Source organism: Pseudomonas lini, assembly GCF_030812475.1.
Lineage (GTDB): Bacteria > Pseudomonadota > Gammaproteobacteria > Pseudomonadales > Pseudomonadaceae > Aquipseudomonas > Aquipseudomonas lini_A.
Map to the genome: position 1 here is coordinate 188,966 of NZ_JAUSSR010000002.1, position 25,753 is coordinate 214,718.

The 25,753-nt window shown below is 58.8% G+C and carries 24 protein-coding genes; 12 read left to right on the forward strand and 12 right to left on the reverse strand.

Annotated features, from left to right (window positions below; all coding sequences use genetic code 11):
- Window positions 1–26: 26 nt before the first annotated feature.
- Window positions 27–893 (reverse strand): IclR family transcriptional regulator, encoded by an 867-nt coding sequence (locus J2W17_RS04710; protein ID WP_307330008.1) that lies wholly within the window; start codon window positions 891–893, stop codon window positions 27–29.
- A gap of 238 nt (window positions 894–1,131) precedes the next feature.
- Between J2W17_RS04710 and J2W17_RS04715 the strand changes: the two genes are divergently transcribed.
- The 3 genes from J2W17_RS04715 to J2W17_RS04725 are packed head-to-tail and all read left to right on the forward strand — an operon-like array spanning window position 1,132 to window position 4,699.
- Window positions 1,132–1,917 (forward strand): enoyl-CoA hydratase, encoded by a 786-nt coding sequence (locus tag J2W17_RS04715; RefSeq protein ID WP_307330011.1) that lies wholly within the window; start codon window positions 1,132–1,134, stop codon window positions 1,915–1,917.
- A 3-nt stretch (window positions 1,918–1,920) separates the two neighbouring features.
- Window positions 1,921–3,459 carry a 3-hydroxyacyl-CoA dehydrogenase gene (locus J2W17_RS04720; RefSeq protein WP_307330014.1) on the forward strand — a complete coding sequence of 513 codons (1,539 nt, stop codon included), beginning with the start codon at window positions 1,921–1,923 and terminating at the stop codon, window positions 3,457–3,459.
- Window position 3,460: 1 nt separating this feature from the next.
- On the forward strand, window positions 3,461–4,699 hold the full coding sequence (locus J2W17_RS04725; RefSeq protein WP_307330017.1) for a CaiB/BaiF CoA transferase family protein: 1,239 nt from the start codon (window positions 3,461–3,463) through the stop codon (window positions 4,697–4,699).
- Between the two features lie 164 nt (window positions 4,700–4,863).
- Here J2W17_RS04725 and J2W17_RS04730 read toward each other — a convergent pair whose 3' ends face one another.
- Window positions 4,864–6,732, reverse strand: coding sequence for a sigma-54-dependent Fis family transcriptional regulator (locus J2W17_RS04730; protein WP_307330020.1), 1,869 nt, complete (start codon window positions 6,730–6,732; stop codon window positions 4,864–4,866).
- Between the two features lie 313 nt (window positions 6,733–7,045).
- Between J2W17_RS04730 and J2W17_RS04735 the strand changes: the two genes are divergently transcribed.
- The 5 genes from J2W17_RS04735 (at window position 7,046) to J2W17_RS04755 (ending at window position 13,510) form a co-directional block, all read left to right on the forward strand.
- Window positions 7,046–7,846 carry an SDR family NAD(P)-dependent oxidoreductase gene (locus J2W17_RS04735; RefSeq protein WP_307330022.1) on the forward strand — a complete coding sequence of 267 codons (801 nt, stop codon included), beginning with the start codon at window positions 7,046–7,048 and terminating at the stop codon, window positions 7,844–7,846.
- A gap of 161 nt (window positions 7,847–8,007) precedes the next feature.
- Window positions 8,008–9,678, forward strand: coding sequence for a flavin-containing monooxygenase (locus J2W17_RS04740; RefSeq protein ID WP_307330024.1), 1,671 nt, complete (start codon window positions 8,008–8,010; stop codon window positions 9,676–9,678).
- 105 nt (window positions 9,679–9,783) lie between these two features.
- Window positions 9,784–11,232 (forward strand): NADP-dependent succinate-semialdehyde dehydrogenase, encoded by a 1,449-nt coding sequence (gene gabD / locus J2W17_RS04745; protein ID WP_307330027.1) that lies wholly within the window; start codon window positions 9,784–9,786, stop codon window positions 11,230–11,232.
- 120 nt (window positions 11,233–11,352) lie between these two features.
- The gene (locus tag J2W17_RS04750) at window positions 11,353–12,684 is read left to right on the forward strand and encodes a carbohydrate porin (protein ID WP_307330030.1); all 1,332 of its coding nucleotides are present in this window, start codon (window positions 11,353–11,355) and stop codon (window positions 12,682–12,684) included.
- A 43-nt stretch (window positions 12,685–12,727) separates the two neighbouring features.
- Window positions 12,728–13,510: a (S)-acetoin forming diacetyl reductase gene (locus J2W17_RS04755; protein WP_307330033.1), complete on the forward strand. Its 783-nt coding sequence runs from the start codon at window positions 12,728–12,730 to the stop codon at window positions 13,508–13,510.
- Window positions 13,511–13,650: 140 nt separating this feature from the next.
- Here the strand turns inward: J2W17_RS04755 and J2W17_RS04760 are convergent, their stop codons facing one another.
- From J2W17_RS04760 to J2W17_RS04775, 4 genes are read right to left on the reverse strand one after another with little or no spacing between them, the layout of a single operon-like run.
- Window positions 13,651–14,634, reverse strand: a complete 984-nt coding sequence (locus J2W17_RS04760; protein ID WP_307330036.1) for an LLM class flavin-dependent oxidoreductase — start codon at window positions 14,632–14,634, stop codon at window positions 13,651–13,653.
- A gap of 44 nt (window positions 14,635–14,678) precedes the next feature.
- Window positions 14,679–15,485: a sugar phosphate isomerase/epimerase family protein gene (locus J2W17_RS04765; RefSeq protein ID WP_307330040.1), complete on the reverse strand. Its 807-nt coding sequence runs from the start codon at window positions 15,483–15,485 to the stop codon at window positions 14,679–14,681.
- A 15-nt stretch (window positions 15,486–15,500) separates the two neighbouring features.
- Window positions 15,501–16,301: a sugar phosphate isomerase/epimerase family protein gene (locus J2W17_RS04770; RefSeq protein WP_307330043.1), complete on the reverse strand. Its 801-nt coding sequence runs from the start codon at window positions 16,299–16,301 to the stop codon at window positions 15,501–15,503.
- Window positions 16,298–17,314: an LLM class oxidoreductase gene (locus tag J2W17_RS04775; protein ID WP_307330046.1), complete on the reverse strand. Its 1,017-nt coding sequence runs from the start codon at window positions 17,312–17,314 to the stop codon at window positions 16,298–16,300. The genes J2W17_RS04770 and J2W17_RS04775 overlap by 4 nt, the downstream gene beginning before the upstream one ends.
- A gap of 158 nt (window positions 17,315–17,472) precedes the next feature.
- Between J2W17_RS04775 and J2W17_RS04780 the strand changes: the two genes are divergently transcribed.
- On the forward strand, window positions 17,473–18,354 hold the full coding sequence (locus tag J2W17_RS04780; protein WP_307330048.1) for a LysR family transcriptional regulator: 882 nt from the start codon (window positions 17,473–17,475) through the stop codon (window positions 18,352–18,354).
- A 131-nt stretch (window positions 18,355–18,485) separates the two neighbouring features.
- Here J2W17_RS04780 and J2W17_RS04785 read toward each other — a convergent pair whose 3' ends face one another.
- The 3 genes from J2W17_RS04785 to J2W17_RS04795 form a co-directional block, all read right to left on the reverse strand.
- On the reverse strand, window positions 18,486–19,100 hold the full coding sequence (locus J2W17_RS04785; protein WP_307330051.1) for a nitroreductase family protein: 615 nt from the start codon (window positions 19,098–19,100) through the stop codon (window positions 18,486–18,488).
- A gap of 69 nt (window positions 19,101–19,169) precedes the next feature.
- A complete protein-coding gene (locus J2W17_RS04790) occupies window positions 19,170–19,523 on the reverse strand; it encodes a putative quinol monooxygenase (RefSeq protein WP_307330053.1) in 354 nt (117 codons plus the stop codon).
- An 85-nt stretch (window positions 19,524–19,608) separates the two neighbouring features.
- Window positions 19,609–19,806, reverse strand: coding sequence for a tautomerase family protein (locus J2W17_RS04795; protein ID WP_307330056.1), 198 nt, complete (start codon window positions 19,804–19,806; stop codon window positions 19,609–19,611).
- Window positions 19,807–19,970: 164 nt separating this feature from the next.
- On the opposite strand from J2W17_RS04795, the gene J2W17_RS04800 reads away from it, so the two are divergent.
- Window positions 19,971–20,873, forward strand: a complete 903-nt coding sequence (locus J2W17_RS04800) for a LysR family transcriptional regulator (protein WP_307330059.1) — start codon at window positions 19,971–19,973, stop codon at window positions 20,871–20,873.
- A 126-nt stretch (window positions 20,874–20,999) separates the two neighbouring features.
- On the opposite strand, the gene J2W17_RS04805 is transcribed toward J2W17_RS04800, so the two are convergent.
- Together J2W17_RS04805 and J2W17_RS04810 are read right to left on the reverse strand one after the other, a co-directional pair.
- Window positions 21,000–22,415 carry an amino acid permease gene (locus tag J2W17_RS04805; RefSeq protein ID WP_307330062.1) on the reverse strand — a complete coding sequence of 472 codons (1,416 nt, stop codon included), beginning with the start codon at window positions 22,413–22,415 and terminating at the stop codon, window positions 21,000–21,002.
- Window positions 22,416–22,578: 163 nt separating this feature from the next.
- The gene (locus J2W17_RS04810) at window positions 22,579–23,634 is read right to left on the reverse strand and encodes an ornithine cyclodeaminase (protein WP_307330064.1); all 1,056 of its coding nucleotides are present in this window, start codon (window positions 23,632–23,634) and stop codon (window positions 22,579–22,581) included.
- Window positions 23,635–23,720: 86 nt separating this feature from the next.
- On the opposite strand from J2W17_RS04810, the gene J2W17_RS04815 reads away from it, so the two are divergent.
- On the forward strand, window positions 23,721–23,939 hold the full coding sequence (locus tag J2W17_RS04815; protein WP_307330067.1) for a hypothetical protein: 219 nt from the start codon (window positions 23,721–23,723) through the stop codon (window positions 23,937–23,939).
- Here the strand turns inward: J2W17_RS04815 and J2W17_RS04820 are convergent.
- Window positions 23,918–24,952 (reverse strand): histone deacetylase family protein, encoded by a 1,035-nt coding sequence (locus tag J2W17_RS04820; RefSeq protein WP_307330070.1) that lies wholly within the window; start codon window positions 24,950–24,952, stop codon window positions 23,918–23,920. The two genes, J2W17_RS04815 and J2W17_RS04820, sit on opposite strands and share 22 nt — an antisense overlap.
- Window positions 24,953–25,071: 119 nt before the next feature.
- On the opposite strand from J2W17_RS04820, the gene J2W17_RS04825 reads away from it, so the two are divergent.
- Window positions 25,072–25,572 carry an Lrp/AsnC family transcriptional regulator gene (locus tag J2W17_RS04825; protein ID WP_307330073.1) on the forward strand — a complete coding sequence of 167 codons (501 nt, stop codon included), beginning with the start codon at window positions 25,072–25,074 and terminating at the stop codon, window positions 25,570–25,572.
- Window positions 25,573–25,753 lie beyond the last annotated feature (181 nt).

Here is a 25,753-nt window from a genome sequence, read left to right on the forward strand (position 1 = left end):
TTTTAGGGCGCCGTTACTCCGTTGCGTTAGCGAGCAGCGGCGCTAATGTTATTGACCATGTTGATCAGGCGAGGCCCGATATCGTCCACGAGCTGCTCACGGGGTAGCTGAAAGCTCGGTCCACCGCAGTTGAAGGTCAGTAACCCGTACTGCGGGTGTAGCAATGGCACTGCAACGGAATTGACGTCGCGGTGCCACTCTCCGATCGACAGGCAGAAGCCGTAGTCGGCGAAATCCCTGAACGCTTTGTCCAGGCCCTTGCGGATGGCTGGCCATTGCTCCGATTCGCGCTGGCGGATGTGGTCGAGCAGAAATTCCCGCTCGGTTTCCGGCATCGCAGCCAGGCACGCCCGGCCCACCGAACTCTGTGCCAGCGGCAAGTAGCTGCCGATCTGCCGGCGCATGGTCATGTTGCCCTGACCCTGAACCACATCCAGGTACACCATCTGAAGTCGATCGCGGGCGGCCATCGCGACGGCCGCCTGAGCGTGATTGGCCAACTCCTCCATCAAGGGATGCGCCACCGTGCGAATCGCCAGATTCGACAACATGGCGTAACCGAAACCCAACACACCGACGTCCAGCTGATACTTGCCTGAATGCACTTCACGCTTGAGGCAGCCCAGCCGCATCAGCGTATTGGTCAGACGCGTCACGGTCGGTTTGGGCAGCCCGGTCATCCGCGCCAGGTCCTGATTACCGAGTACGTTGTCCCGCGGGGTGAAACACCTCATCAGCTCAAGCCCGCGTGCTAACGCCGTCACGAACTGGCCGCTGCTTTCGTCATCGCTCAGCGCGCTGGCGGGATCGAGCATCCCCATCTTCAGCAAGCCAATTTCATCCGTTCCTTTCGCCTGGTCCACGGCCTGGTGATCTGCCTTGTTGCGACCCATGGTAGAACCTCGCTTTCGAGAAATGCAAGTAAATAAAATTCAGTTTCGCTAGACGGAATTGTATTCGGTGCTTCTAAAAAAACCAATCTATTTTATTTACGACAATCAAATGCTTGTATTTAAAGGGTTTAAACAGATTTAGTGGATTTCCTGTTTACAGAAATTCAAAAGCCTATCTATGATTGATCGTAATTACGGTATTCAATTTCGTATAGCGAAACAAAAATAAGAGGTAGATATGGACTCCCGGCTTAATGCTGTAGTGGACTTGCAAATCCGTGACGATGCCGTTGCTGTCGTACGAATCCAGAGACCCGAGGTCAAGAACGCGCTCAATAGCGCAGTGCGCGAACAGTTGGCAGAAATCTTTCGTTCGCTTGCCGGTGATGCCCGGGTACGCGCAATCGTTCTCACCGGTGGAGAACAATGCTTTGTCGCCGGTGCCGACATCCGCGAGTTCGCCGAGGCCAGTCCGATCGAGATGTACCGCCGCCACACGGAGTATTTGTGGGAGGCGATCGCTCGGTGCCCTAAACCTGTGATCGCAGCGGTGAATGGTTTTGCGCTGGGGGGAGGCTGCGAACTGGCGATGCACTGCGACATCATCGTTGCAGGGCAATCGGCACGCTTCGGCCAGCCGGAGGTCAAGCTTGGCCTGATGCCGGGCGCCGGTGGCACCCAGCGCCTGATTCGCGCCGTCGGCAAGTTCCAGGCGATGCGTATCGCACTGACGGGCTGCCTGGTCGCGGCCCCTGAAGCGCTAGCCATGGGCATGGTCAGCGAAGTGGTGAGTGACGAGCGCACAGTGCCGCGCGCCCTTGAGCTGGGCGCTGAAATAGCCGCCTTGCCGCCCCTGGCTGTAGCGCAGATCAAGGAAGTGATGCTGCTAGGGGCCGACTTGCCCCTGGACAGCGCCTTGGCGTTGGAGCGCAAGGCGTTTCAGTTGCTGTTCGATTCCAGGGACCAGAAAGAGGGCGCCAATGCCTTCCTGGACAAACGCAAAGCCACCTTCTCGGGAGAGTGATTCATGACACGCGAGATCAACCGTATGGCGGTGGTGGGGGCTGGCATCATGGGCACCGGCATTGCCCAGATTGCAGCCCAGGCTGGTATTTCGGTCCTGTTGTTCGATAACCGCGAAGGCGCCGCCCAGGCCGCTCGCGATGACCTTGAACAGACGTTGGACAAGCTGGCGAGCAAGGGCAAGATTCTCGGTGCAGACGCACAGGCCACACTCGATCGCCTGAAGGTAACGACCGCGCTGACCGAGCTCAAGGACGTCGACCTGGTCGTCGAAGCCATCATCGAGCGCCTCGATGCCAAGCAGGCGTTGCTCGCACAGCTTGAAGCGGTCGTCGCTGACGATTGCATTCTGGCTACCAATACCTCTTCGCTGTCCGTGACCAGCATCGCCCGGGAATGTCGGCGTCCTGAACGTGTCGCGGGGTTCCATTTCTTTAACCCCGTGCCACTGATGAAAGTGGTGGAAGTCATCGACGGCCTTGCCAGTGATCCGCAAGTCGGTGATCGTTTGCAGGCGTTGGCGGCGCGCATGGGCCACCGTGGTATACGCGCCAAGGACACGCCAGGTTTCATCATCAACCATGCGGGGCGAGCCTACAGCACCGAAGCCCTGCAGATTCTCAAGGAAGGCGTGACCGAGCCCGCCGAAATCGACCGCATCCTGCGCGAAGGTCTGGGGTTTCGCATGGGGCCGCTGGAGCTGTTCGACCTTACAGCACTGGATGTCTCGCACCCGGTGATCGAGTCAATCTACAACCAGTTTTACCAGGAACCTCGCTATCGCCCGGCCGCATTGACCCGGCAGATGCTTGAGGCCGGGTACGTCGGTCGCAAGGTCGGGCGAGGCTTTTACCGGTATGCCAACGGCCAAATGGTTGATGCGCCCCCGGCGCAGGCAGTACCGGTGGTGGAAACGCTACCGCCGGTGTGGCTGGGTACCGAGAGCGAGACCGATCGTATCAGCCTGATGGCATTGCTGGAGCGACTGGGCGCGCAGGTAGAGCAGGGCGCTACACCATCCAGTGAAGCGCTCTGCTTGCTGGCGCCCTATGGCCTGGATGCCACCAGCGCGGCGCAACGTTTTGCCACCGACCCGACGCGCACAGTCTGCATCGACCCGCTGCTCGACAGCGCTCGCTACCGCACGCTGATGCCGACCCCGGCAACCCGAGTCGACATGGGCAATGCCGCGCATGCATTGCTGGCTCGTGACGGCGTCGGTGTCAGCGTTATCAACGACAGTGTCGGCTTCGTCGCCCAGCGCGTGCTGGCAATGATCGTCAACCTGGCCGGCGATATCGTCCAACAGCGCATCGCCAGCGTCGAGGACCTGGATGAGGGTGTGCGCCGCGGGCTGGGTTATCCGCAGGGGCCGTTGGCCTGGGGCGACAGTGTCGGCAGCAAACGCTTGCTGACCATCCTGGAACGCATGACCGAATTGACCGGCGATCCGCGTTACCGGCCGGGCCCCTGGCTGCGCCGACGCGCGAGCCTTGGCCTGTCGTTGTGCCACACCGAACGCGCACAAACAAAGGTGGTATGAAATGGGTGCTTTGACTGGATACCGCGTACTCGACTTGAGCCGGGTGCTGGCCGGCCCCTGGTGTGGCCAGACCCTGGCCGACCTGGGAGCAGAAGTCATCAAGGTGGAACGACCTGGCGTGGGTGACGACACACGTGGTTGGGGGCCGCCGTGGATGAAGGGTCAGAACGATGAGGCTACCCACGAAGCCTCCTACTACCAATCGACCAACCGCGGCAAGCTATCGGTGGCACTGAACCTGGCGAGCGCCGAAGGCCAGGAGCTGGTGCGTGCACTGGCCACCGACTGCGATGTGCTGATCGAAAACTACAAGGCCGGCTCGTTAGCCAAATACGGGCTGGACTATGCCACCTTGTCCCGGCTCAATCCGCGGCTGGTGTATTGCTCGGTGACCGGCTTCGGGCAGACCGGGCCGCGGGCTGCGGAGCCGGGTTATGACTTCATCATCCAGGGGATCGGCGGGCTGATGAGCATCACCGGGGAGCGTGATGACTTGCCTGGTGGAGGCCCACAGAAAGTGGGCGTGGCCTTTTCTGATCTGATGACCGGGCTTTACTCCACAGTCGCTATTCAGGCTGCGTTGCTCAGCAGGGAAAAAACCGGTGTGGGCCAACACATCGACATGGCGCTGCTGGACGTGCAGGTCGCCACCCTGTGCAACCAGAGCCAGAACTACCTGGCTTCCGGCAAACCCCCGGGCCGCTACGGTAACGCCCACGCCAATATCGTGCCGTATCAGGTATTTCGCGCCAGTGACCAGGATTTCATTATTGCCTGCGGCAACGACTCCCAATTTGTCGCGCTGTGCGAGGCTATCGGTCTGACGGACCTTCCTGAAGACCCACGCTTCGCGCGCAATGCGGACCGAGTCACCCATCGGGAGGCGATCATCGACATTCTTACGCAGCATTTTCTCGGGGCTACTGCGGATGAATGGGTGCGACGCATTCATCCGCAGGGTGTGCCGGTAGGGGCAATCAACAGCATCGCCCAGGCACTGGATGAGCCGCAGGTGAAAGCGCGCAATATGCTGGTGAACATTCCCCATCCACTGAAGGCCGATTTCGTGACGGTGGGCAGTCCCATCAAGTTGTCAGGCACGCCGGTGGAGTACCTGCGCCCGGCCCCGATGCTGGGTGAACATACCGATGAAGTCCTCAAGCGTCAGTTGGGGCTGGACGATGAACGCCTGGCCGGGTTGAAGGCACGCGGTGTCATCGAGCAGCTTGGCGAACGCTGATCTGTAGAACCTCGCTGCCGGTCAGGCGTTGGCGCCGTGGCTGAGGCCGCTGCGAAAATATGGCCTGGTGGCGGATCTGTTCGAGGCGGTGCCGCAATTGCAACAATTGATCTGAGACGAGAAGCGACAGGACCAGGCGCTATGTTCATAGCGCCTGGTGTCACTCAGTTGTAGGAGCCTTTGCCCGGCATCTTGATCCCGTGCAGGTTTACTTTGCGATACAGGGTTGCCCGGGAAATGCCCAGCTCCTGAGCCGCCAGCACGGGTTTCCAGCGATTGCGCACCAGCGTATCGATCAATGCCTGGCGTTCCGGGCTCCCGGATACTGTCTCCTGTCCCTTCACCGGGGCACTCACGCCGAGCGTGGCGGGTAGGTCCTCAACACCGATCACCTGACTTTTACAGACAGCGCACGCGTATCGCAGCACATGGTGCAGCTGCCGCATATTGCCTGGCCAGCTGTAATTCAAGAGCATTTCCAACGCGCTCTCGCTCAGTTCCATCGACTCCCCCGAGCGCTGACACTCTTCATCCAGAAGTTTGGTAATCAACGCCAGCTTGTCCTTGCGTTCACGTAGCGGGGGGATATCGAAGCGCGCGCCGCTCAACCGAAAGAACAGGTCCTCACGAAAGCTGCCGGTATCGACCAGGGTGGAGATATCACGGTGGCTGGCGCAAATGACCTGGATGTCGATGGACTGCGGTCGCGCACCGCCCAGTGGCGCCACCTCTCCCTCGCTCAAAACCCTGAGCAGACGGGTTTGCAACATTAGCGGCATGTCGCCGATCTCATCCAGGAACAGCGTACCGCCGTCAGCTTGCTGCAGCAGACCGCGCATGCCTTTACTGGACGCGCCAGTGAACGCGCCGGCTGCATAACCAAACAGCTCACTCTCGATTAGATTCTCAGGAATTGCCGCACAGTTGACTGCTACGAAGGGCTTGTCACGTCGCTTGCTGGCAGCATGCAGTTGCAGCGCGAAGTGCTCTTTGCCTGCCCCGGTTTCGCCATGGATCAGTACCGGCAGCCCGCGGTCCTTGACGCGCACCGCCAACTCCAGGGCTTGGGCGACCTTGGGATCGAGTGCTGAAGCCACATTGCCGGCCATCGGCACACGGGTGGGTCTTCTTGGCACCTTGAGGCGCACATGCAGGCCTATCGACGACAGGTAGTGGATGCTGTCATCACCGGAGGCGGGCAGTCGTGCCGATGCGAAGGCCTCTTCAATATGGGTGGGGATCCTTCCACAGCGCTGCAACAGGAGTCGGCGGGCGGCAGGGTTGAGTGCCTCGATCCTGCCATCGCGATCCCAGGCGAACAGGTACTGTGGCTGGCTGTCGATGTAACCGGGCAGGGGGTGTGCGCGCATCACCCAAAGATCCTGGGTGCTGTACATGAAGTACGCATTCTCGATGTCAGTGGCACTCTGAATGACCATCTGCCGAATCAGGTGCTGGCTGCGCCGGTCCTCCGGTGAGCGGATCGAGGAAACATCCAGGACCGCGAGGATCTCGCCGCTCGGCGAAAACACCGGTGCCGCGGAGCAAGTGATGCCGATGAACGCTGCGCGGAAATGATCGTGCTTATGCACCGTGACGGGCAGCTTGTCGATCAGTACTGCGCAGACGCCGGTCGTGCCTTCTTCGCTTTCCGACCAACAGGTTCCCACATCCATGCCCGCGCGGCGGTATTCGCCGCGTATCGTCGGATCGATGCGGTAGTCCACCGTACAACCCAGCGTATCGGTGAGCATCACACAATAATCGGCGTCACGAACGCGGCCGTGCAGTCGCGACATTTCATCGCCCGCCAGGTGCAAGAAGTCGTCGACGCGCTCGCGGTGTTCATGGAGTTGGTGAGCCTCAAGGATCCTGGGGCCTTGTAATGAACCGGGGTCGAGTTTGTGATGCTGTACCGAACGGCGCCAGGAATCGAGGATGACATTGGGCACCGGCAGGGTCGGGGCATTTTCGGCAGTGCGTAACACCCGATTCACATGCTCGACGTGAATCTTTGAAAAGCCAGAGGACATGGTACCTCCGAAGGTTGGATCTTATTTTTCTGTGAGGCTCATTAAAGGCGGGTTGGACAGCCCCTTCAAGCTGAATCGGTCAATCGGTTGCGGTGAGACATAACATCTCAGTATTCGCAGCAGGGCGTGAGGAGAGAGAGCCGTTATGTCTTGGTCCTGCCCGTTGTGTCGCCGTATATTCTCAAGGTTAAACCTCTCTGTTCCGGGCCTTTCAGCCCATTATTCCAGTCTTGGCATTCGACTTGCTCTGACTGTCTCGGCGGGCCGCATGAGACGGCCGTATCTCAACAACAATAATGAACAGAGGCATCACATGAGCGGATTCAAAGCTGTCGATTTCTCCCTGACAGGCAAAGTTGCCCTGGTGACCGGTGCCGGACGCGGTATCGGTCAGGGCATTGCGCTAAGCCTGGCCCAGGCTGGCGCTGACCTGGTGCTCGCGGATTACGATATTGGCATCGCTGAAGAGGCCGCCGCCAATGTTCGCGCCCTGGGTCGTCGAGCTGTCGCCCTGCAAGTCGATGTCAGCAAGGCCGAGAGCGTCGCGAACATGATCGGACAGGTCAGACAGGCATTTGGCCGTCTCGATGTGGCAGTCAACAACGCGGGGGTGGTCAGTCTCGGCAGAGTTGATGAATTACCGGTCAGCGAATGGGACCGGATCATGAACATCAACGCCCGCGGTGTATTCCTGTGCTGCCAGGCTGAACTCAAGCTGATGCGCGAGCACAATTTCGGGCGAATCATCAACCTGGCCTCGATTGCCGGCAAAGTCGGTTTTCCGGACCTGTCCCATTACAGCGCTTCCAAATTTGCAGTGATCGGCTTTACCAACGCTTTTGCCAAGGAAGTTGCCCGCGAAGGCATCACGGTCAATGCCCTGTGTCCAGGGGTGGTCGGCACCGGCATGTGGCGTGGTGATGAAGGGCTGTCCGCACGCTGGGCCCAGCCTGGGGAAACGGAAGTACAGTCCTGGGAGCGGCACCAGTCCAGCCTTCTGCCCCAAGGCGAGGCGCAAACAGTAGAAGACATGGGCCAACTGGCGGTTTACCTGGCCTGTGCCCCCCATGTCACCGGCCAGGCGATCGCCGTCGATGGCGGCTTCTCGCTCTAGTTGAGCAAGCGGGAATGTACTGACCCGCTCAACCCCGAATTTGATGACCACTTTCCCTGAACGCTCAGTCAAGGGATACGGATGCGGCTTGCCCGCAATCTTCAAAAACGCATTGGCGTTAGTGAGGTCTGCGGGCGCAATGACCGAAACAGGAGAACATAATGACAACTACAGTTCTGGCCAAACGTTCCGTTGGCACCGACATCATTGATTACGACGCCATCGTGATTGGCGCGGGCTTCGGGGGCATTTACATGCTCAAGAAGTTGCGCGATGAACTCGGTTTGAACGTACGCGCCTTCGATAAGGCGGGCGGTATCGGCGGCACCTGGTTTTGGAACCGATACCCGGGTGCGTTATCCGACAGTGAATCGTTTGTCTATTGCTTCTCCTGGGACCGAGAGCTGTGCCAGGAGTGGGATATCACCACCCGCTATCTGACCCAGCCGCAGATTCTGTCCTACCTCAACCACGCGGTCGATCGACATGACCTGCGTCGTGATATTCAGTTGGAGACCGGGATCACCTCTGCGGTGTTCGACGAGCAATGCAGCCGTTGGCTCGTCACTGCAGATAATGGTCACCAATACAGCGTCAAGTACCTGGTCACGGCGCTGGGCCTGCTTTCTGCGACTAACGTACCCAAGATCAAAGGCCTCGATCAATTCGAGGGCCACAGGTACCACACGGCCAACTGGCCTGCCGATGCCGTGCTGGAGGGCAAGCGGGTGGGCGTCATCGGTACCGGCTCGACCGGTTGCCAGGTGATCACGGCGATCGCACCAACGGTCGGCCACTTGACCGTGTTCCAACGTTCCGCGCAGTACACAGTGCCTGTGGGTAACGGCCCGCTCAGCCGCGAATATGTCGATGACATCAAGCGCAACTACGACGCCATCTGGAAAGAAGTGCGCAGTTCGCGTCTGGCGTTCGGTTTCCAGGAAAGCGATATTCCGACGATGAGCGTCGACGCCGCTGAACGAAAAGCCATATTCCAGCGGGCCTGGGACGGTGGTGGCGGTTTTCGCTACATGTTCCAGACCTTTAATGACATCGCCACCAGCGAAGAAGCGAACCTCGCCGCCCAGGACTTCGTGCGGGGGAAAATCGCTGAAATCGTCAAGGATCCGGAAACCGCACGCAAGTTGATGCCCCGCGACCTTTACGCAAAACGGCCACTGTGTGACAGCGGTTACTACGCCACCTTCAACCGGGACAACGTGTCGCTGGTCGACGTCAAGGCCAACCCGATCGAGGAAATCACCGCCAAGGGCATTCGCACCGCAGACGGGGTTGAACACGAGCTGGATGTACTGGTGTTCGCTACCGGCTTCGATGCCGTGGACGGCAACTACAAGCGCATTGATATTCGCGGGCGCGACAATGTCTCGATAAACGATCACTGGGCCGACGGACCTTCGAGCTATATGTCGGTCGCCACCGCCAATTTTCCCAATATGTTCATGATCCTCGGCCCCAACGGTCCTTTCACCAACCTGCCACCCACTATTGAAACCGAAGTGGAGTGGGTGTCCGAACTGATTACCTTCATGGAAGAAAACGAGTTGGCATGCGTGGAACCCGACCCGCAAAGCGAGCATGAATGGGGAGTGACCTGCCAGGCAATCGCCGATCAGACCCTGTTCGCCAAGACCGACTCGTGGATCTTCGGCGCCAACATCCCCGGCAAGAGCAATAAGGTTTACTTCTACATGGGCGGATTGGGCGCCTTCAGCGAACAACTGACGGCGGTAAAAAACGATGAATACCGCGGCTTCAGGTTCAAGGCCGTGGGTGTAGCGGACAAGCAAACGCAAAAAGCACTGCACTGATCGACAACCACGCCACTGGCAAAAACGGTTGCACTCGCCTGCTGCGCCAGCGGCCCAGGCGAGTGTCGAACGGGCGTAATTGCGCCGCACAACGGAGAACCTGCAGTGATATTGAACAACCCTCAACTCTTGCGCCAACAGGCCTATATCGACGGTGAATGGCTGGCTGCCGACAACGCTGCCACCATCACAGTGGTCAACCCGTCGACCCAGGTCACCATCGGCCAGGTCCCTCGCATGGGTAAGGCCGAGACCCGTCGAGCCATCGAGGCTGCCGAGCGCGCGCTGCCCGCCTGGCGTGAGCTATCGGCGAAGGAACGCGCCAACACGTTGCGCCGCTGGTACAACCTGATCATCGAGAATCAGCACGATCTGGCCCACATCATGACCCTGGAGCAGGGCAAGCCATTGCCCGAGGCCCTGGGAGAAATCACGTTCGGCGCTTCCTACATCGAGTGGTATGCGGAGGAAGCCAAGCGTGTTTACGGTGACCTGATCCCGGGGGCCGTGGACAAGCGTCTACTGGTGATCAAGCAACCCGTGGGTGTGTGCGCAGCCATCACCCCATGGAACTTCCCCAGCGCGATGATCACCCGTAAAGCCGCCCCCGCGTTGGCGGCCGGTTGCACCATGGTCATCAAGCCGGCCTCCCAAACGCCATTTTCGGCATTGGCGCTGGTCTACCTGGCCGAGCAGGCGGGCATTCCAAAGGGCGTACTGTCGGTGGTGACCGGCGCGGCAGCGGAGATTGCCGAAGAGTTCACCAGCAACCCGGCCGTGCGCAAGATTTCTTTTACCGGCTCCACCGAAATCGGTCGCCAAATCATGGAAAAGTGCGCCCACGACATCAAGAAAGTCTCTCTGGAGCTGGGCGGTAATGCGCCGTTCATTGTCTTTGAAGATGCCGATCTCGATGCGGCGGTGGAGGGCGCGCTGGCGTCCAAGTTCCGTAACGCCGGGCAAACGTGCGTCTGTGCCAACCGCTTGTACGTCCACGACAAGGTCTACGACACCTTCGTCGACAAACTCGCCTGCGCGGTGGGTGCGCTGAAGATTGGCGACGGCTTTGCCAACGGCGTCACCCTTGGCCCGTTGATTGATGGCAAGGCCATCGCCAAGGTTCGCGAGCATATTGAAGATGCTCTGGCCAAAGGTGCCAAGGTCATCAAAGGAGGGGCCGCCCATGCCCTTGGCGGCAACTTCTTCGAACCCACCATCCTGGTCGATGTGCCTGACCATGCCCGGGTCGCCAAGGAAGAAACCTTCGGCCCGCTGGCACCGGTCTTCCGCTTCTTTGATGACGCTGAGGTTGTCGCCAAAGCCAACGACACCGAGTTTGGCCTCGCGGCGTACTTCTACACCGCGAACCTCGGCAGGGTGTTCCGCGTCGGTGAAGCCCTGGAGTACGGCATTGTCGGGGTTAATACTGGAATCATCAGCTCCGAGGCCGCGCCCTTTGGCGGTATCAAGGCGTCCGGTGTCGGCCGGGAAGGTTCCAGGTACGGTCTCGAGGACTATCTCGAAATCAAGTACCTGTGCCTGGCAGGCATCTGACAGGCCGTTAACCCGCCACCGCCCATCTTTCAATTTATCGCTTTCTTGGTGACCGCAGGGGCATTGCCCTGCGGTCCAGATAACGCTGTGTCGCAAACATAAAAATAAGTAAAAATCGACATGAACATCTATTGGAACCTGCCGTTGGGGTTCGGGCTACTGGCGTGTATGGCTGCCCCTGTATCAGCAGCAGACCCTTCGTCCCGATGGGGAACGGGAGACTGGGGGGGCGCACGCAGCGAATTGCTGGAAAAGGGGGTGGATGTCATCGTTGGGTATACCGGTGAAGCGGCCGCCAATCTGCACGGCGGTTACAACGATGACCGGACGGCGCGCTACACGGCCCAGTGGGCCCTGGGCACACACCTGGATCTGCAAAAACTGCTGGGCTGGAATGATGCAGAGTTCCAATTGCTGGTGACTGAGCGCAATGGCAACAACCTGTCCAACGAGCGAATCTCCGACCCGCGTGCGCCGCAACTCAGTTCCGTTCAGGAAGTGTGGGGCCGAGGCCAAACCTGGCGCCTGACCCAGATGTGGTACCGGCAAACGTTCTTCGACGGTGCTCTGGACCTCAAGCTGGGGCGCCTGGGGGTCAACGAAGACTTCAACAGTTTCCCTTGTGACTTCCAGAGCCTGTCGTTCTGCAGCGCACCCATCGGCAACGTCGCCGGTGACGTCTGGTACAGCGGTCCCGTCAGCCAGTGGGGAGGGCGGGTTCGTTACAACATCGATGAACAGTGGGCGGTGCAGGTCGGGGTGTACGAGCAAAACCCTTCGAACCTGGAGACTGGCAACGGCTTTAAACTCAGCGGCAGCGGTACCCAAGGCGCACTGGTGCCGGTAGAGGTGATCTGGAAACCGACGCTGGGCAGCGAAGCACTTCCGGGTGAATACCGGTTGGGTTACTACCACAGCAGCGCCAGCGCCGATGATGTGTATGACGATGTCAACGGTGAGCCGCAAGGGTTGACCGGCCAGGCGCCCAAATCCCGCAGCAGCAAACATGGCGCGTGGATCATGGGCCAGCAGCAACTCACCTCCCATCACGGCGATGCGTCACGTGGCTTGAGCGTTTTCGCGAGCTTGACCGTCCATGACAAGGCCACCAGCGGCATCGAGAGTTTCCAGAACATCGGCGCGGTCTACAAAGGCCCGTTCGATGCCCGACCAAAAGATGACATCGGCCTGGGTATCGCCCGGCTCCTGGTCAACGATGCCGTGAGCAAACGCCAGCGCCAGATCAATCAAAGCGCGGGCATCGACGACTACGACAACTCGCAATACGTCCCCGTTCAACACAGCGAATACAACATTGAGCTCAACTATGGCGTGCATGTCACCGACTGGCTGACCGTGCGCCCGAACGTGCAGTACGTCCGTCACCCCGGCGGCGTTTACGAAGTGGAGAACGCCTTGGTCGCAGGCGTGAAGCTCCAGGCGAGCTTCTAGACCGCTGTCTGATTTCCCCATAACGATGAGAAGGAAAACCGAAATGAGTAAATCCCAGGGAAAAGTTGCTTTTGTTACAGGTGCAGGTCAAGGGATCGGTGAGGCCATTGCTTTGCGATTGGCGTCAGATGGTTTTGCGGTGGCCTGTGCCGATATGAATTTTGAAACCGCCACTCATGTTGCTGAAAGAATCAACAAAGGGGGCGGGAGAGCCTTGGCGATAACAGTTGACGTGGCCGATCGCGATAATGTCTTCAAAGCCGTGCAGGAAGCGGTGGACGGTTTGGGCGATCTGCATGTTGTCATCAATAATGCGGGTATCGCGCCTATTGCTCCGATTGAATCGATTACGCCAGAGATTTACAGGAGAACGTTCGATATCAATGTGGGTGGTGTCTTGTGGGGGATACAGGCCGCGGTAAATGCGTTCAAAAAAATGGGGCACGGTGGCAAGATCATCAGTGCCTCCTCGCAGGCAGGTCATGTCGGAAATCCAGACCTGGCTGTTTATGGCGGGACTAAATTTGCAGTGCGTGGCATCACCCAAACGGCGGCCAGGGAATTGGCTCACCTTGGCATTACGGTGAACGCATATTGCCCTGGTATTGTGAATACACCCATGATGCGCAAGGTTGCCCAGGATGTGGCGGACAATGCTAATCAAAGCTTTGAATGGGGGATGGAGCAATTTGCCCAGCATATTGCGTTAAAGAGACTTTCTCAGCCGGAGGATGTTGCTGCCTGTGTTTCATTCTTGTCCGGCCCTGATTCTGACTACATGACAGGTCAGGCTGTCATTATTGACGGTGGAATGGTTTTTAATTAAGTCTGGACTGGCAGCCATGCGCCGCTGAAGCAAGGATCGGCCCAAACAGGCGTCGTCAATCATTCAAGCAAATTGACGGCGCCTTGTGTCACGGCATTCTCCAGTACCGTTTACTGGCGTTAACTCAGCGCATGGACGCCTCAGTCAAGCAGGTCGGCAATGGATTCCGCGGCCAGTTGATAGGAGCGGCAGCGTGCGTCGGGGTCATGAATTCTCGCATCGATCATGATCTCGTCCGCCTCGGTGGTCGCGATGAACTGGCGCAGCCAACTTCCCACATCATCTTTGTCGCCTACTGCAGTGCAAGACATGGCTTGAGCCAGATTGTGGCGATCTACGTCGGCGAGCCTTTCCATAAAGCCCTCTTGCGGGCGCGGCAGAGCACCTGCTTTGCCCGCGTACAAATTGCTTACCCAATGACGGTGCGAACTCGCCAGGTAATCGGCTTCGGCGCGTGATGGGGCAGCGAAGACATTTGCGCCTGCGATGACATAGGGGCGGTCCAGCAAGGCCGACGGCCGAAACGAGGCGCGATAGTGCGTGATGGCTTGCATCAGGAATCGAGGCGCGAAATGTGAAGCGAATGCGTAAGGAAGCCCCATTTTCGCAGCGAGATCCGCGCTATTGAGGCTTGAACCCAGTAGCCATAGCGGCACGTCATGGGGTTCGGGGATTGCACGAATCGGCTGATTTCCGTTGTCCGCCAGATAGTCCGTCAACTGCTGGATGTCTTGCGCGAAGTCGCGCTCGGAGGCGTCGCCGCGCATGGCGCGAATAGCCAGCCCTGCTGATCCAGGTGCTCTGCCAATGCCTAGATCGATACGGCCTGGAAACAAGGTGTCCAATGTCCCGAACTGCTCCGCCACGATCAGGGGGGAGTGGTTGGGTAGCATGATTCCACCGGAACCGACTCGCAGGGTGCTGGTGGCCGCAGCGAGATGCTGAATGAGCAAGGTGGTCGCCGAAGAGGCAATCCCCGGCAGGTCGTGGTGCTCGGCGATCCAGTAGCGTTTGTAGCCGTGGGCTTCCACGTGGCGCGCCAGACATGTGGCGTCATCAATCGTGTGGGCAAAGGTTTTGCCTTCGCCGATCATCATGAGGTCAAGCACAGAAAGAGCTGTCATTGCATGTTCCGTTTTTGAGTTGAGGACTGTGACGCGGCAATCCGCTACTTCAGCGGGAAATCTGACCAGGACGGATGACGTTCCAGGCGCTGATCGATATCCCGTAGAGTTGCCAGGCAGCGCTGGAGCTTGAGGTAAATGTCACCCCCGTAATCCCAGCCGAGCACGCCGATGCTGCCGGTATAACCGACGCGATTGAGCGCGGCGATCAAGGCGAAGTTGTCCATCTCACCACGGTCGACCGGCTCCATGGTCGCCACGCCGCCCCAGCCCAGCTGCGACAGTGCGCTGCCAGAGGTCACCACTTGCATGAGCCAGGGTTTCATCGCGCCAAGACGCTTTTCCAGTTCGCCTTCCTGGCTGGCGTACCAGTGATAGCCATTGAACGAGACCCCCAGGCGGGGGTGAGCGAAGAGCTCGCAAATCTGCACGACTTGCGTAGTGGTCTGGGTGACATGATGAAGGTGCGGATACAAGGCGATCCGGAGCCCGCGCCGTTCGGCAATGGGCAGCAGCGACTCGATGAACCGCAGAATGGCTTGGGCGCCATTGACAGAGGTCTGTATCGCCAGCTCGATAAGCTCGACGCCCTCGACGGTTTCGACGATGCGCTTTATCAGGGCGTCGTTGCGCCCCTCATGCAACACCAGGTAAAGGCCCTCGATGTGCAGGCCATGGTTTTCCCGGACGCTGGGCAGCAAGCTTAGGTCAGTCAGTGGTGTGCCACCCCAGGCAGCCACAGTGATGCCGTCGTAGCCGATCTCGGCCAACATTTCGCACTGCGTCTGGAAGGCGTATACGCCCATCGAGGAGTAGAAGAAGGAATCGAGTGCATGAATGCGATGAGCCATGATTGTTCTCCTGGCTCAGTGCGGCGAATCGGTCAGGACAGCCCACTCAGGGTGGGCGGCCAACCGTTGTTCCATGGACCGGAAGGCGGTGACCGAGCGGCGCAGGTTGCCGTAGACATCGCCGCCCATGCTTTCCCAACCGAGCACGCCAAACCGTCCGTCAAAGCCACGCCGTTCGAGGGCGCCCAACAACACGAAGTTGTCCATTTCCCCCTCATCGAGCGGTTCGATGGTGGCCAGGCCGCCCCATCCGAGTGGGGAGCGCCGAGTGCCGGCAATGTTCACCTGTTTCAGCCACGGCCACATCGCATCAAGGCGCTGCTCCAGAGCCTGTTCTTCAGTCGCGTACCAGTGATACCCGTTGAACACGATGTTGAGGCGCGGATGGTTGAACTCCTTGCAAAGGGCCACCGCCTCGGTGGTGGTCTGCATGCCGTAGCGGGCGTGCGGGTACAGGTTGATCGCCAAGCCTCGGCGCTCGCAGATCGGCAGCAGGTGCTCGAGCATCTGGCGGTCAAAGTGTGTGACTTCGTCGCCGGAATGCAGGGCCAGTTCGATGGTGGTGCAGCCCTCGATGGTCTCGAACAGGTTGGTCACGAACGATTCCAGGCCCCTGCGATAGATCAGGTAGACCGCACCGACGTCCAGGCCCCAGGTCGGTTTGACCTGGGCGATCGAATTCAGGTCTTTGCTCCAGGCAGACATCGTCAGCCCCTGATAGCCGAGTTCGGCGAGCATCTCGCACTGCGCCGCGAGGGGGTAGGTCCCCAAGGCCGTCTGAAAAATGAAATCCATATGATGCAGAGGTCGATTCATGAGTGGGCCTGCGCTGGCGTTGGTTCAACAGGTAAGTACGCACTTGGAAAGTGCGGCAAGAGGTATTCGCCCAGTTCGTCGATGACTTCCGAGGCGTGGCGTCGCTGAGGTTTGAAGTGCAGGGCAACGTGACCGACGCCCTGATCCTGTTGACGTTTCCAGTGTTCGATCAACGCGTTTCGCCCTGCACGCAGCACGCGCCCGGCCTGCAGAGGATGGTTTGGATCTCGGTCGAGGTCGAACAGCGTGCCGTAGCCATAGGGCTTGTAGACGTTGTCGCCACAGGCTGCACGCCACCGTTCGATGATCTGGGGAATCAGGACAGGATTGGAAATGTAGGAAAGGATGCCGTCACTGTTTTTGCCGACCCACTCCAGCGACTGACCAGCCTGACCAACGATAATGGTTGGCATACGTGGGCCTACTGGTTTGGGAACGAGGTCAATCTCTCCATTCAACAGGCCATAAAACTGCGTCCGGTGCACGGCCCAGTGTGTTTCCGAGGCGGCACGAATGACTGCCAGTGCGTCACGGAAACGCTCGGCGCGGTTACTGAAGTCGAGTCCGAAGGCGGGGTATTCCACGGGCCGATCGCCTGTGGCCAGGCCCAGAATGAATCGTCCCCCAAGCAACTGATCGATGCTCGCGGCCTGCTTGGCCACGATCAACGGATCGCGCAGGGGCAGGACAATGCCGGCAGTACCGATGGCTATCTGCGTGGTCACGGCGGCGAGGAAGCCGGCATAGACCAGCGGATCAAGGATCTGACCCACGTCACCGAAGTTCGGATCGTAAAAGGGCACGTCCCGTAGCCAAATGGCGGAAAACCCCGCTTCGTCAACCTTTTGGGCTAATTGCGCGTGATCCTGCAGGGTCGGGCCCGGGCTATCGGGATAGCTTTCCAGCGGCGCAATAAAACCGAAGGTCAAATGGCCTGGTTGGAAAACCCGCGCGAAGCCGGGGTGTTGCCTGAGCTCTGGCGCAAGTCCATAGGGGCAAGGCATCGAAGTCATTCGAGGTCTCTCGTCTAGTCGGATGAAGGTAACTTCGCGGTGCGACAGCGCGGGGAGAAGTCACAATGGCGGTGACTATAAGTTGTATGATTGGAAAGAAAAACAGGATGAAATTCCGATCATTTGCGAATAAAAGGCTCAAATAGACTGAGGTGACCATGGATCATTTTGGAGCGCTCAACGCGTTCGTTCATGCAGCGCAAACGCGCAGCTTTACCGAAGCCGGACGCAGAACCGGGGTCTCTTCATCGGCCGTGGGCAAGGCGGTTGCGCGACTGGAGGACGAACTGGGTGTAAGGCTGTTTCACCGGTCTACGCGTGCCATCACCCTGACGTCCGAGGGCAGCCTGTTTCTGGAACGCTGCCATCGAATTTTTGCCGAGTACGAAGTTGCCAAACGGGAGCTCACCCAGGCCGCCGGTAAACCCCAGGGGAAGTTGCGCCTCGGTTTGCCGCAGCTGGGGATGAGGTTGATGCCGCACTTGATTGCGTTTCAGCAGGCCTATCCCGAAGTGGAACTGGAGCTGGAGTTCAGTGATCGGTTGGTCAACGTGATCGAGGAGGGTTTTGATGCCGTGATGCGTATCGGAGAAGTTGAAGACTCGCGGCTGATGATGCGCAAGCTCAACGGCTACAGTCATCGCCTGGTGGCGTCGCCCCACTATCTTTCGCTGCAGGGCGTACCTTCACGGCCATCGGAACTGTCCGGCCATGCCTGCCTGCGTTACCGATACCCCACCAGCGGTAAACTCGACGCCTGGCCTCTGGTGGTCAAAAAGGGGCAGGTTAGTGTTGAACCGGGACAGTCGGCTACCGCCAACGCGATTGAGCCGTTATTGGCGATGGCCGAGGCGGGACAGGGAATCGCTTGCCTGCCTGATTTTTTCGTCGAGGACGCCATCGCTGACGGACGATTGGTGCCGATATTGGATCGCTACGTTCGCGACCACCGCACGTTTGCCATTCTCTGGCCATCCAGCCGTCAGCCGTTGCCCAAGATAAAGGCGTTCGTGAGCTTCATGACATCCCGCCTGACGTGATTCGTTATGGTTGCCTTGCGACGCGCTGGGGGCAGGGCGTCGGCGGAGTTTGAGCCAGCGGTTGGTATCGAGTCGACCAGCAACGGCCAGCGAAAGTCAGGGATTGCCTGGCAATCGCTGGCAGCATTCGCTTACACGAATTGCAGAACGTCGTCAACCGCTTTACGAGGCTTTTGCGGCCAGTTGGCCGAGCCAGGGTAGCCAACGGTGATCAACATCACCGGGATCTCCATAGTGGAGAGACCGAACGCTTGCGCCACTGCCGACGGGTCGAACCCGATCATGGGAGTCGAAACAAGACCTTGCCCTTTGGCGGCGAGCATCAGGGTCATGGCGGCCAGCGAGCCTGAACGGATCGCTTCGTCGCGTTGCAACTGCGGGTTCTGCTGGTACATGCCTTGGGCGGCGCCCAGCCACATGTCGTAGATCGCCTGGTCAATGATGCCGGCATCCAGGGTCGGTTTCAGGGCTGAGGGCAGGGTTTCATGGGGATTGAGGGTGCCACAGACAATAAAGGTCACGGCGGCATCCATGACTTTCTGTTGGCCGTAGGCCAGTGGCAGCAACCGCGCTTTTGCCTCGGTGCTGCGAACGGCCAGGAACTTCCAGTTTTGCAGGTTGAAGGCGGAAGGGGCGTGTGTGGCCAGATCGACCAGGTCGGTGACCTGTTGATCCGTCAACTCACGTTCAGTGTCATAACTGTTGGCGGAAATGCGCGACTTAATAACTTCAGCAATACCAGACATGGTGATCTCTGTGCGGGAAAGAGGAATGCGCAGACCCAGGGCTGTCAGGGGTCTGCGCAGTCAATGGACTTAGCGACTGAAGCCGTCGAAAGGGGTCATGTAGACCGCGCCGAACGGGTCCAGGCGCTTGCGGACTTCTGCATCAGGTGTGCCGTAGACCACCAGACTGGTAACGGTGCACAGCTCAAGGAAACGTTTGCCGAACGGTGCGAAGGTGGTATCAACGTGACTGACGACGGCGTCGGCGTTATAGCGTTCAAGGATGTGAACGGTGCTGTTGTCTTCGTTTACGCTGTATTCGTAAACCAGCGTGCCGGGCTCGGCGCGGGTGGCGGCCACGATGTTCGAGATCAGCGCCTTGAACTTTCCAAATGCTTCGGGTTTTACCGCGAGGGAGAACAGGCAGGAGATATATGGGTGCATGGGTAGCCCTTGCGTCAGAGGCTTGATGAAAAGCCTGTTGAGGATGCATCGCTGGCCAAGCCGATGCATTCGGTGCCGATGGGGGTCAGGATTTCTCTGGCGCGTCCCCGAACAGTTTGCCGGCGCCGGCCCAATCCGAAGTCGCAACGTCTTCAAAGATGACGTAGATGTAGTTGGCATCGGTACCGGTGTGTTTAACGATGCTTTCGGTGATATCTGCAGCAACAGCGGCTTTTTGTGCGTGTTCTTTACCTTCGAACCAGCTCACACGTACGACGGGCATGATGGTGTCCTTATGGGCATTGATGATCAGGAGAGGTGCGCGACGTTCGATCACGATCTGCACCGTTGCATTGCTGGTGCCCATCTTACTGTTGAGTATGCTGGCGATAAATGACCTGAAACTATAATCTGGGTAGACCTGAACTCTACAATTATCGAGCTGGCATGGTACCTATCGATTCGTTTCAAGGCGTCATCACATTCGTCGTGGCGGCGCGCTCGACCAGCTTCACCCAGGCTGCCGAGCGTCTCGGGGTGTCAAAATCCGCCGTGGGAAAAGCCATTGCACGCCTGGAAGAGCGCCTGGGCACGCAGTTGTTTCATCGCACGACTCGTCGAATTTCCCTGACCGCGGATGGAGAGGCCTATTTCGTGGCGTGCTCCAGTGCCCTTGAAGAAATAGGTGCCGCAGAGAGCGGATTGGGGCCCGGTGGTGGTGAGCCCTCCGGACGCCTGCGCGTCGACATTCCTGTGGCATTCGGGCGTCGGGTCGTGGCCCCATTGCTGTTTGAGATCGCGAAAAAGTATCCGGCTTTGCAACTGAACCTGACGTTCTCCGACCACCTGGTCGATCCCTTCGAGGAGGGCATCGATTTATTGGTCCGCTTCGGAGAACTGCAAGACACCAGCGGTCTGGTGGCGCGGCGGCTGACCCGACAACGCTGGGCCATTTGTGCCGCCCCCGACTACCTGACGCGCTTTGGCATTCCGCAGACCCTGGAAGACCTCAGCCAGCACCGTTGCATTGTCGGGCATCGACGCGGCCAGCCGCTGTCGTGGCGGGTCATGCAGGCGGGGCAAACCGTACGATACGCGCCACCTTCGACCCATCAGATCGGCGACGGGGAAGCCATGATTCTCGCGGCGGTCGCCGGCACCGGTCTGTGCCAGATGCCACGCAGCCTGTTCCAGGACGATATCCAGGCGGGCAGACTGGTGGAGGTGCTGCAGGTGTATGAACCCGAAGCGGTCGATGTGCATGCCGTGTGGCCAAAGGTGTCGCATCTGCGGCCGAAGGTCAGGTATGTGGTCGATGAGCTGGTCAAACTATGTGAGCATTGGCAGTGATGCAAGTTGCCAGCGGGTGAGTTTCATCGCGGGATGACTACCACCTTATCTAAAGAGAGGAGGTGCTTGAGCACGGTCGCTCAAGGGCGTTTCACTGCATCAGCTCCCAAAGGCTCCAAGTGAGTATCAGCTGTACTGGCTCGCCGAACCACCAGCAGATTTGCGCTTTCCGGCGTGGGTCAACTGATAGGCAATCGCCAACCATATGAACCACCCCGGCATGACCATCAAGGCAATACGGGTGTCAGGTCTCAATGCCAGCAAACAGAGGACAAACCCCAGGAACGCCAGGGAGAACCAGGCCATCGGTACGCCGCCGGGCATTTTGTAGGCCGATTGCGCGTGCAGGTCGGGCCGGCGTTTGCGGTAGGCAATGTATGACGCGAGGATGGTCGACCAGGTGAAAATCACCAGGATCGCCGACACGGTCGAGACGATGGTGAACGCTGTCATGACTTCCGGAACGATGAACAGCAACAGGACGCCCACCAGCATCAACAGTGTGGTGAACGCCAGGCTCGCCAGGGGCACGCTGCTGCTCGACAGGCGTCGGAAAATCCCGGGCGCATTGTCCTGGTTCGCCAGCCCGAACAACATGCGGCTGGACGAAAATACGCCGCTGTTGGCCGAAGAGGCGGCGGACGTCAATACCACGAAGTTGACGATACCGGCTGCTGCGGGAAACCCTGCAACCAGGAATAGCTCGACGAAGGGGCTCTTGTTGGGCGAAACCTGGTGCCAGGACGTCACTGCAATGATGCAGGCCAGTGCCAGCACATAAAACAGGATGATTCTCAGCGGAATCGAGTTGATGGCTTTAGGCAGTGTCTTCTCCGGAGAGCGGGTTTCCGCGGCCGCGATGCCGATCAGTTCGGTGCCGGCAAATGAGAAGATTGCCATCTGGAAACCGGCGAAGAAACCGAACAGGCCGTTGGGGAAGGTGGCCTGTTTGTCCAGCAAGTGGCTGAGGGATGCCGTAACGCCATTGGGAGAGACAAAGGAGCTGGCGATCAGCACCAGGCTGACGCCAATCAGGGTCACGACGGCAATGATCTTGATGATCGCGAACCAGAATTCCACCTCACCGAACAGCCTGACCGTCAGCACGTTCAAGGCAAACAGCGTCATCAGCATACCGACGGCCGGTATCCAGGCGGGTACGCCGGGGAACCAGTATTGAAAGAAGCCGCCGACCACCACGGCATCGCCTATCACCGCGACGCTCCAACTGAGCCAGTACGACCAGCCGAGGAAGAATGCCGCCCGCGGGCCGAGGTAGGTACCGGCAAAATCGGCGAAGCTTTTGAAGTTCAAGTTGGAGAGCAACAGCTCGCCCATGGCGCGCATGACGAAGAAGACGAACATCCCGATGATCATATAGATGAGGATGATCGATGTGCCGGAGAGGGCAATGATCTTCCCGGAGCCCATGAACAGGCCGGTACCGATGGCGCCTCCCATGGCCATGAGCTGGATGTGACGATTGCTGAGCGTACGCTGCAGCGCGGGCTGTTCAACCCGCTCGGACGAAGTCGATTTCATTACAAAACCTCTTTATTTTATGTTTTTGAGTTTTGGCAGAAAAGTGGCTGGCTAGCGTTCTTGTTAGAGATGCAGGGTTACTGACGGTGGGTAGCAGGGTTTTGCGTTCAGGACAGGGTGAGTGGCCCCTTGGCACTTTGCGCAGGGGCGTCACCCTGGACTATCAGCTGACCGTACGCAGGCGCGCGGGAACGATGGCCGCCTGCTGATCAAGCAGTTGGTAGAGGTTTTTTATGTTGGCAGGCGTCGGCACCAGGTGGATGCGCTCACCGATCGCATGCTCCCGCGCCAGGTCCTGCACGTAGCGCAGTGACGAAAAGTCTTCTAGGGCAAAACCCACCGAATCGAACACGGTGACCTGTGCGTCGCTCTCGCGCCCCTGGACTTCACCCAGAACGATCCGGAAGAATTCGATGACGGGAAAGTCGGGCTCCAGTTGTTGAATGTCGCCTTCAATCCGGGTTTGAGCCTCAAACTCGACGATGACCCGGGCATTGCGCAGGATCTCGGCGTGCAGTTCGGTTTTCCCCGGGCAGTCACCGCCGACGGCGTTGATGTGCATGCCGGGCTCGATCATCTCGGGCGTCAGAATCGTTGCGTAGGCCTTGTCGGCGGTGACCGTGGTGACGATGTGCGCGCCCTTGACTGCGTCTTGTACCGAGTCGGCCAGAATCACCTCGATATCCGGGAAGGCGGACAGGTTGTGCTTCAACTTGAGTGAAGCGTCGCGGTCGACATCGAAAATGCGAATGTGCTTGATGGACAGCATTTCGTGGAAAGCGAGGGCCTGAAATTCGCTCTGTGCACCATTGCCGATGATTGCCATGATGCTGGCGTCCGGCCGCGCCAGGGACTGCGCCACCAGGGCCGAGGTCGCGGCAGTGCGCACGGCGGTGGTCAACGTCAATTCGCTGAGCAAGGTGGGATAGCCACTGTGGACATCGGCCAGGACACCGAACGCCATGACCGTCAGCAAGTTTCTTTTACCGTTGTCCGGGTGGCCATTGACGTATTTGAACGAATACTGTTGGCCATCGTCGGTCGGCATCAACTCGATCACACCGTCGGCCGAATGATTGGCGGTGCGGGGCGACTTATCGAACTGCGCCCAGCGTGAGTAGTCAGCTTCGATGTAAGCCGCCATGTCGCGGATTGCACGGCGAATGCCAACCTTGGCAAACAGGCGTGCGGCATGATCGACGTCTATAAAAAGAGTCATGTTGTTATTCTCCGATTCAATAGTTAAAACGTTGCGATTCAGGGCCTGAACCCTGTGGGAGCTGGCTTGCCGGCGAAGGCGTCTTCATGGACGCTGCAAATCTCGAGACCGCCTTCGCCGGCAAGCCGGCTCCTACAGGTCCAGCTGCATACCGCCGGGTTGTGGTGAAGGCCAACCCCGGTAGGAGCCGGCTTGCCGGCGAAGACGTCTTCATCGGCGGTGCATGGCTCAACACCGCCTTCGCTGCGGTGCTGCGATCCGACAAAGCAGCTCCTGCATCAAATCAGGCACGTTTGCTCTCATAGCCATGCAGCACGTTGACCGCGTTGATCCCGATTTCGTCGACCATGTAGCCGCCCTCCATCACGAACAGGGTGGGGCAGTCGACTCCCGCGATCAGCTCGCCGATGCCGATGAAATCTTCGCTCTCCAGCAGGAAGTGGCTGATGGGATCGTCCTTGAACGTGTCGACGCCCAGTGAAACAACCAGCACCTCGGGGGCGAATTGCTGGAGTTTCTTGCAGGCGTGGAGCAGGGCGTTGCGGTAGCTTTCCCAGGTGGTGTTCTTCGGCAGTGGATAGTTCAGGTTGTAACCTTCACCGTGCCCGGCACCGACTTCGTGACTGAAGCCTGAGTAGTACGGATAGGACACCGCCGGTTCGCCATGCAACGAGACAAACATGACGTCGCTACGCCCGTAAAAAATGTTCTGGGTGCCGTTGCCATGATGAAAGTCGACATCCAGTACCGCGACACGTTTGGCGCCTTGGGTAATGGCCTGCTGGGCGGCAATGGCGGCGTTGTTCAGATAGCAATAGCCGCCCATGTATTCACGCGCTGCGTGGTGGCCCGGCGGGCGGCATAAGGCAAACGCACTGTCGTGGCCTTCATCGATCAACGCCAGCCCGGTCAGCGCGATATCGGCGCTGGTTTGTACCGCTTGCCAAGTGGTGGCTGTAATAGGGGAGCCGGCGTCCATGGCATAGAAACCCAGCTTGCCATCGATGAACGTCGGCACTTGCTCGTTGGCCAGATCGCGCACCGGCCATACCAGCGGCAAGGCATCGTGGGTGCGTCCGGTGGCGCACCACTCAGGCCAGGCGGTTTCGAGAAAGGTGACGTAGCGCTCGCTGTGCGCGTTGACATAGCACGACCGGTCAAATGCTCGCGGCTCGATGATCTGGCCAAGCCCTACCTGCTTGACCCGTTTATGCACGGTATCGGCCCGGCTGGGCTGTTCGAAGGACGGCTTGAGCACGCCATCTTTCAATTCGGTGCCATGGTGCAAACGGTGGGAATCACTGAAAACTGTAAACATTCTGCGCATCCGTTGAGGTGAACCAGTGCAAATATTTTGTTCTGGTAAGGCTGCGATTTCTTTGCTTTATGTTCATGGTTTGGTAGATTTTTCGGGCGAATATACTCAGGAACTGATCCGTGCAGAAAAAAATATCCAAACGCATCAGTCTCGACGACACCGATCTGGCGATTCTGGCGTTGTTGCAAGAGGACGCGAGCATTTCCAACGCCGAGCTCAGTGAGCGGCTGTCGCTGAGCCTTACGCCTTGCTGGCGGCGCCGAAAGCGGATGGAGGAGGCGGGTGTGATCAAGGGCTACCAGGCCAACCTTGATCGACGCATGCTGGGGCTGGATATCATGGCGTTCGTGCACATCCGTTTTTCTACCCACGCCGATCACGCGCCCGACGCCTTCGAGGCGGTAATTGCGCAATTGCCTGAAGTGCTGTCCTGTCACAAGATCACCGGGGATGCCGATTACGTGCTGCAAGTGTTGGCAGAGGATCTGGATAGCTACAGTGATTTCATCGAGCAGGTGCTCAGGCGCCAGGTGGGGATTGCGTCCATTCAATCCAGTCTGGCTTTACGGGAGGTCAAGGCCAGTAGCCGGATTGCGATACCAAGATCGGACAAGGACTAAGCGGACGAGGGTTGGATGACCTGCTCAAAGGTGCAGTCAATGCTGCGATGCGACGTGGTCGCCGACGTCTTGACCATGCGCGCAAGCCTCTGGGCGTTACAGCAAATACAAATACGAATAAGTATCAAAAGCTAAAAAGATGGTATACCATGCGTCGCGATTTTGGCACGTATGCCGTCCT

Coding starts and splice junctions, on each gene's coding strand:
- J2W17_RS04805 (WP_307330062.1), bottom strand. CDS start 22,415: ATGAAATCGACTTCGTCCGAGCGGGTTGAACAGCCCGCGCTGCAGCGT.
- J2W17_RS04790 (WP_307330053.1), bottom strand. CDS start 19,523: ATGCACCCATATATCTCCTGCCTGTTCTCCCTCGCGGTAAAACCCGAA.
- J2W17_RS04715 (WP_307330011.1), top strand. CDS start 1,132: ATGGACTCCCGGCTTAATGCTGTAGTGGACTTGCAAATCCGTGACGAT.
- J2W17_RS04815 (WP_307330067.1), top strand. CDS start 23,721: ATGGACGCTGCAAATCTCGAGACCGCCTTCGCCGGCAAGCCGGCTCCT.
- J2W17_RS04740 (WP_307330024.1), top strand. CDS start 8,008: ATGACAACTACAGTTCTGGCCAAACGTTCCGTTGGCACCGACATCATT.
- J2W17_RS04720 (WP_307330014.1), top strand. CDS start 1,921: ATGACACGCGAGATCAACCGTATGGCGGTGGTGGGGGCTGGCATCATG.
- J2W17_RS04755 (WP_307330033.1), top strand. CDS start 12,728: ATGAGTAAATCCCAGGGAAAAGTTGCTTTTGTTACAGGTGCAGGTCAA.
- J2W17_RS04810 (WP_307330064.1), bottom strand. CDS start 23,634: ATGACTCTTTTTATAGACGTCGATCATGCCGCACGCCTGTTTGCCAAG.
- J2W17_RS04780 (WP_307330048.1), top strand. CDS start 17,473: ATGGATCATTTTGGAGCGCTCAACGCGTTCGTTCATGCAGCGCAAACG.
- J2W17_RS04820 (WP_307330070.1), bottom strand. CDS start 24,952: ATGTTTACAGTTTTCAGTGATTCCCACCGTTTGCACCATGGCACCGAA.
- J2W17_RS04710 (WP_307330008.1), bottom strand. CDS start 893: ATGGGTCGCAACAAGGCAGATCACCAGGCCGTGGACCAGGCGAAAGGA.
- J2W17_RS04785 (WP_307330051.1), bottom strand. CDS start 19,100: ATGTCTGGTATTGCTGAAGTTATTAAGTCGCGCATTTCCGCCAACAGT.
- J2W17_RS04765 (WP_307330040.1), bottom strand. CDS start 15,485: ATGGCTCATCGCATTCATGCACTCGATTCCTTCTTCTACTCCTCGATG.
- J2W17_RS04770 (WP_307330043.1), bottom strand. CDS start 16,301: ATGAATCGACCTCTGCATCATATGGATTTCATTTTTCAGACGGCCTTG.
- J2W17_RS04760 (WP_307330036.1), bottom strand. CDS start 14,634: ATGACAGCTCTTTCTGTGCTTGACCTCATGATGATCGGCGAAGGCAAA.
- J2W17_RS04775 (WP_307330046.1), bottom strand. CDS start 17,314: ATGACTTCGATGCCTTGCCCCTATGGACTTGCGCCAGAGCTCAGGCAA.
- J2W17_RS04725 (WP_307330017.1), top strand. CDS start 3,461: ATGGGTGCTTTGACTGGATACCGCGTACTCGACTTGAGCCGGGTGCTG.
- J2W17_RS04735 (WP_307330022.1), top strand. CDS start 7,046: ATGAGCGGATTCAAAGCTGTCGATTTCTCCCTGACAGGCAAAGTTGCC.
- J2W17_RS04795 (WP_307330056.1), bottom strand. CDS start 19,806: ATGCCCGTCGTACGTGTGAGCTGGTTCGAAGGTAAAGAACACGCACAA.
- J2W17_RS04800 (WP_307330059.1), top strand. CDS start 19,971: ATGGTACCTATCGATTCGTTTCAAGGCGTCATCACATTCGTCGTGGCG.
- J2W17_RS04730 (WP_307330020.1), bottom strand. CDS start 6,732: ATGTCCTCTGGCTTTTCAAAGATTCACGTCGAGCATGTGAATCGGGTG.
- J2W17_RS04750 (WP_307330030.1), top strand. CDS start 11,353: ATGAACATCTATTGGAACCTGCCGTTGGGGTTCGGGCTACTGGCGTGT.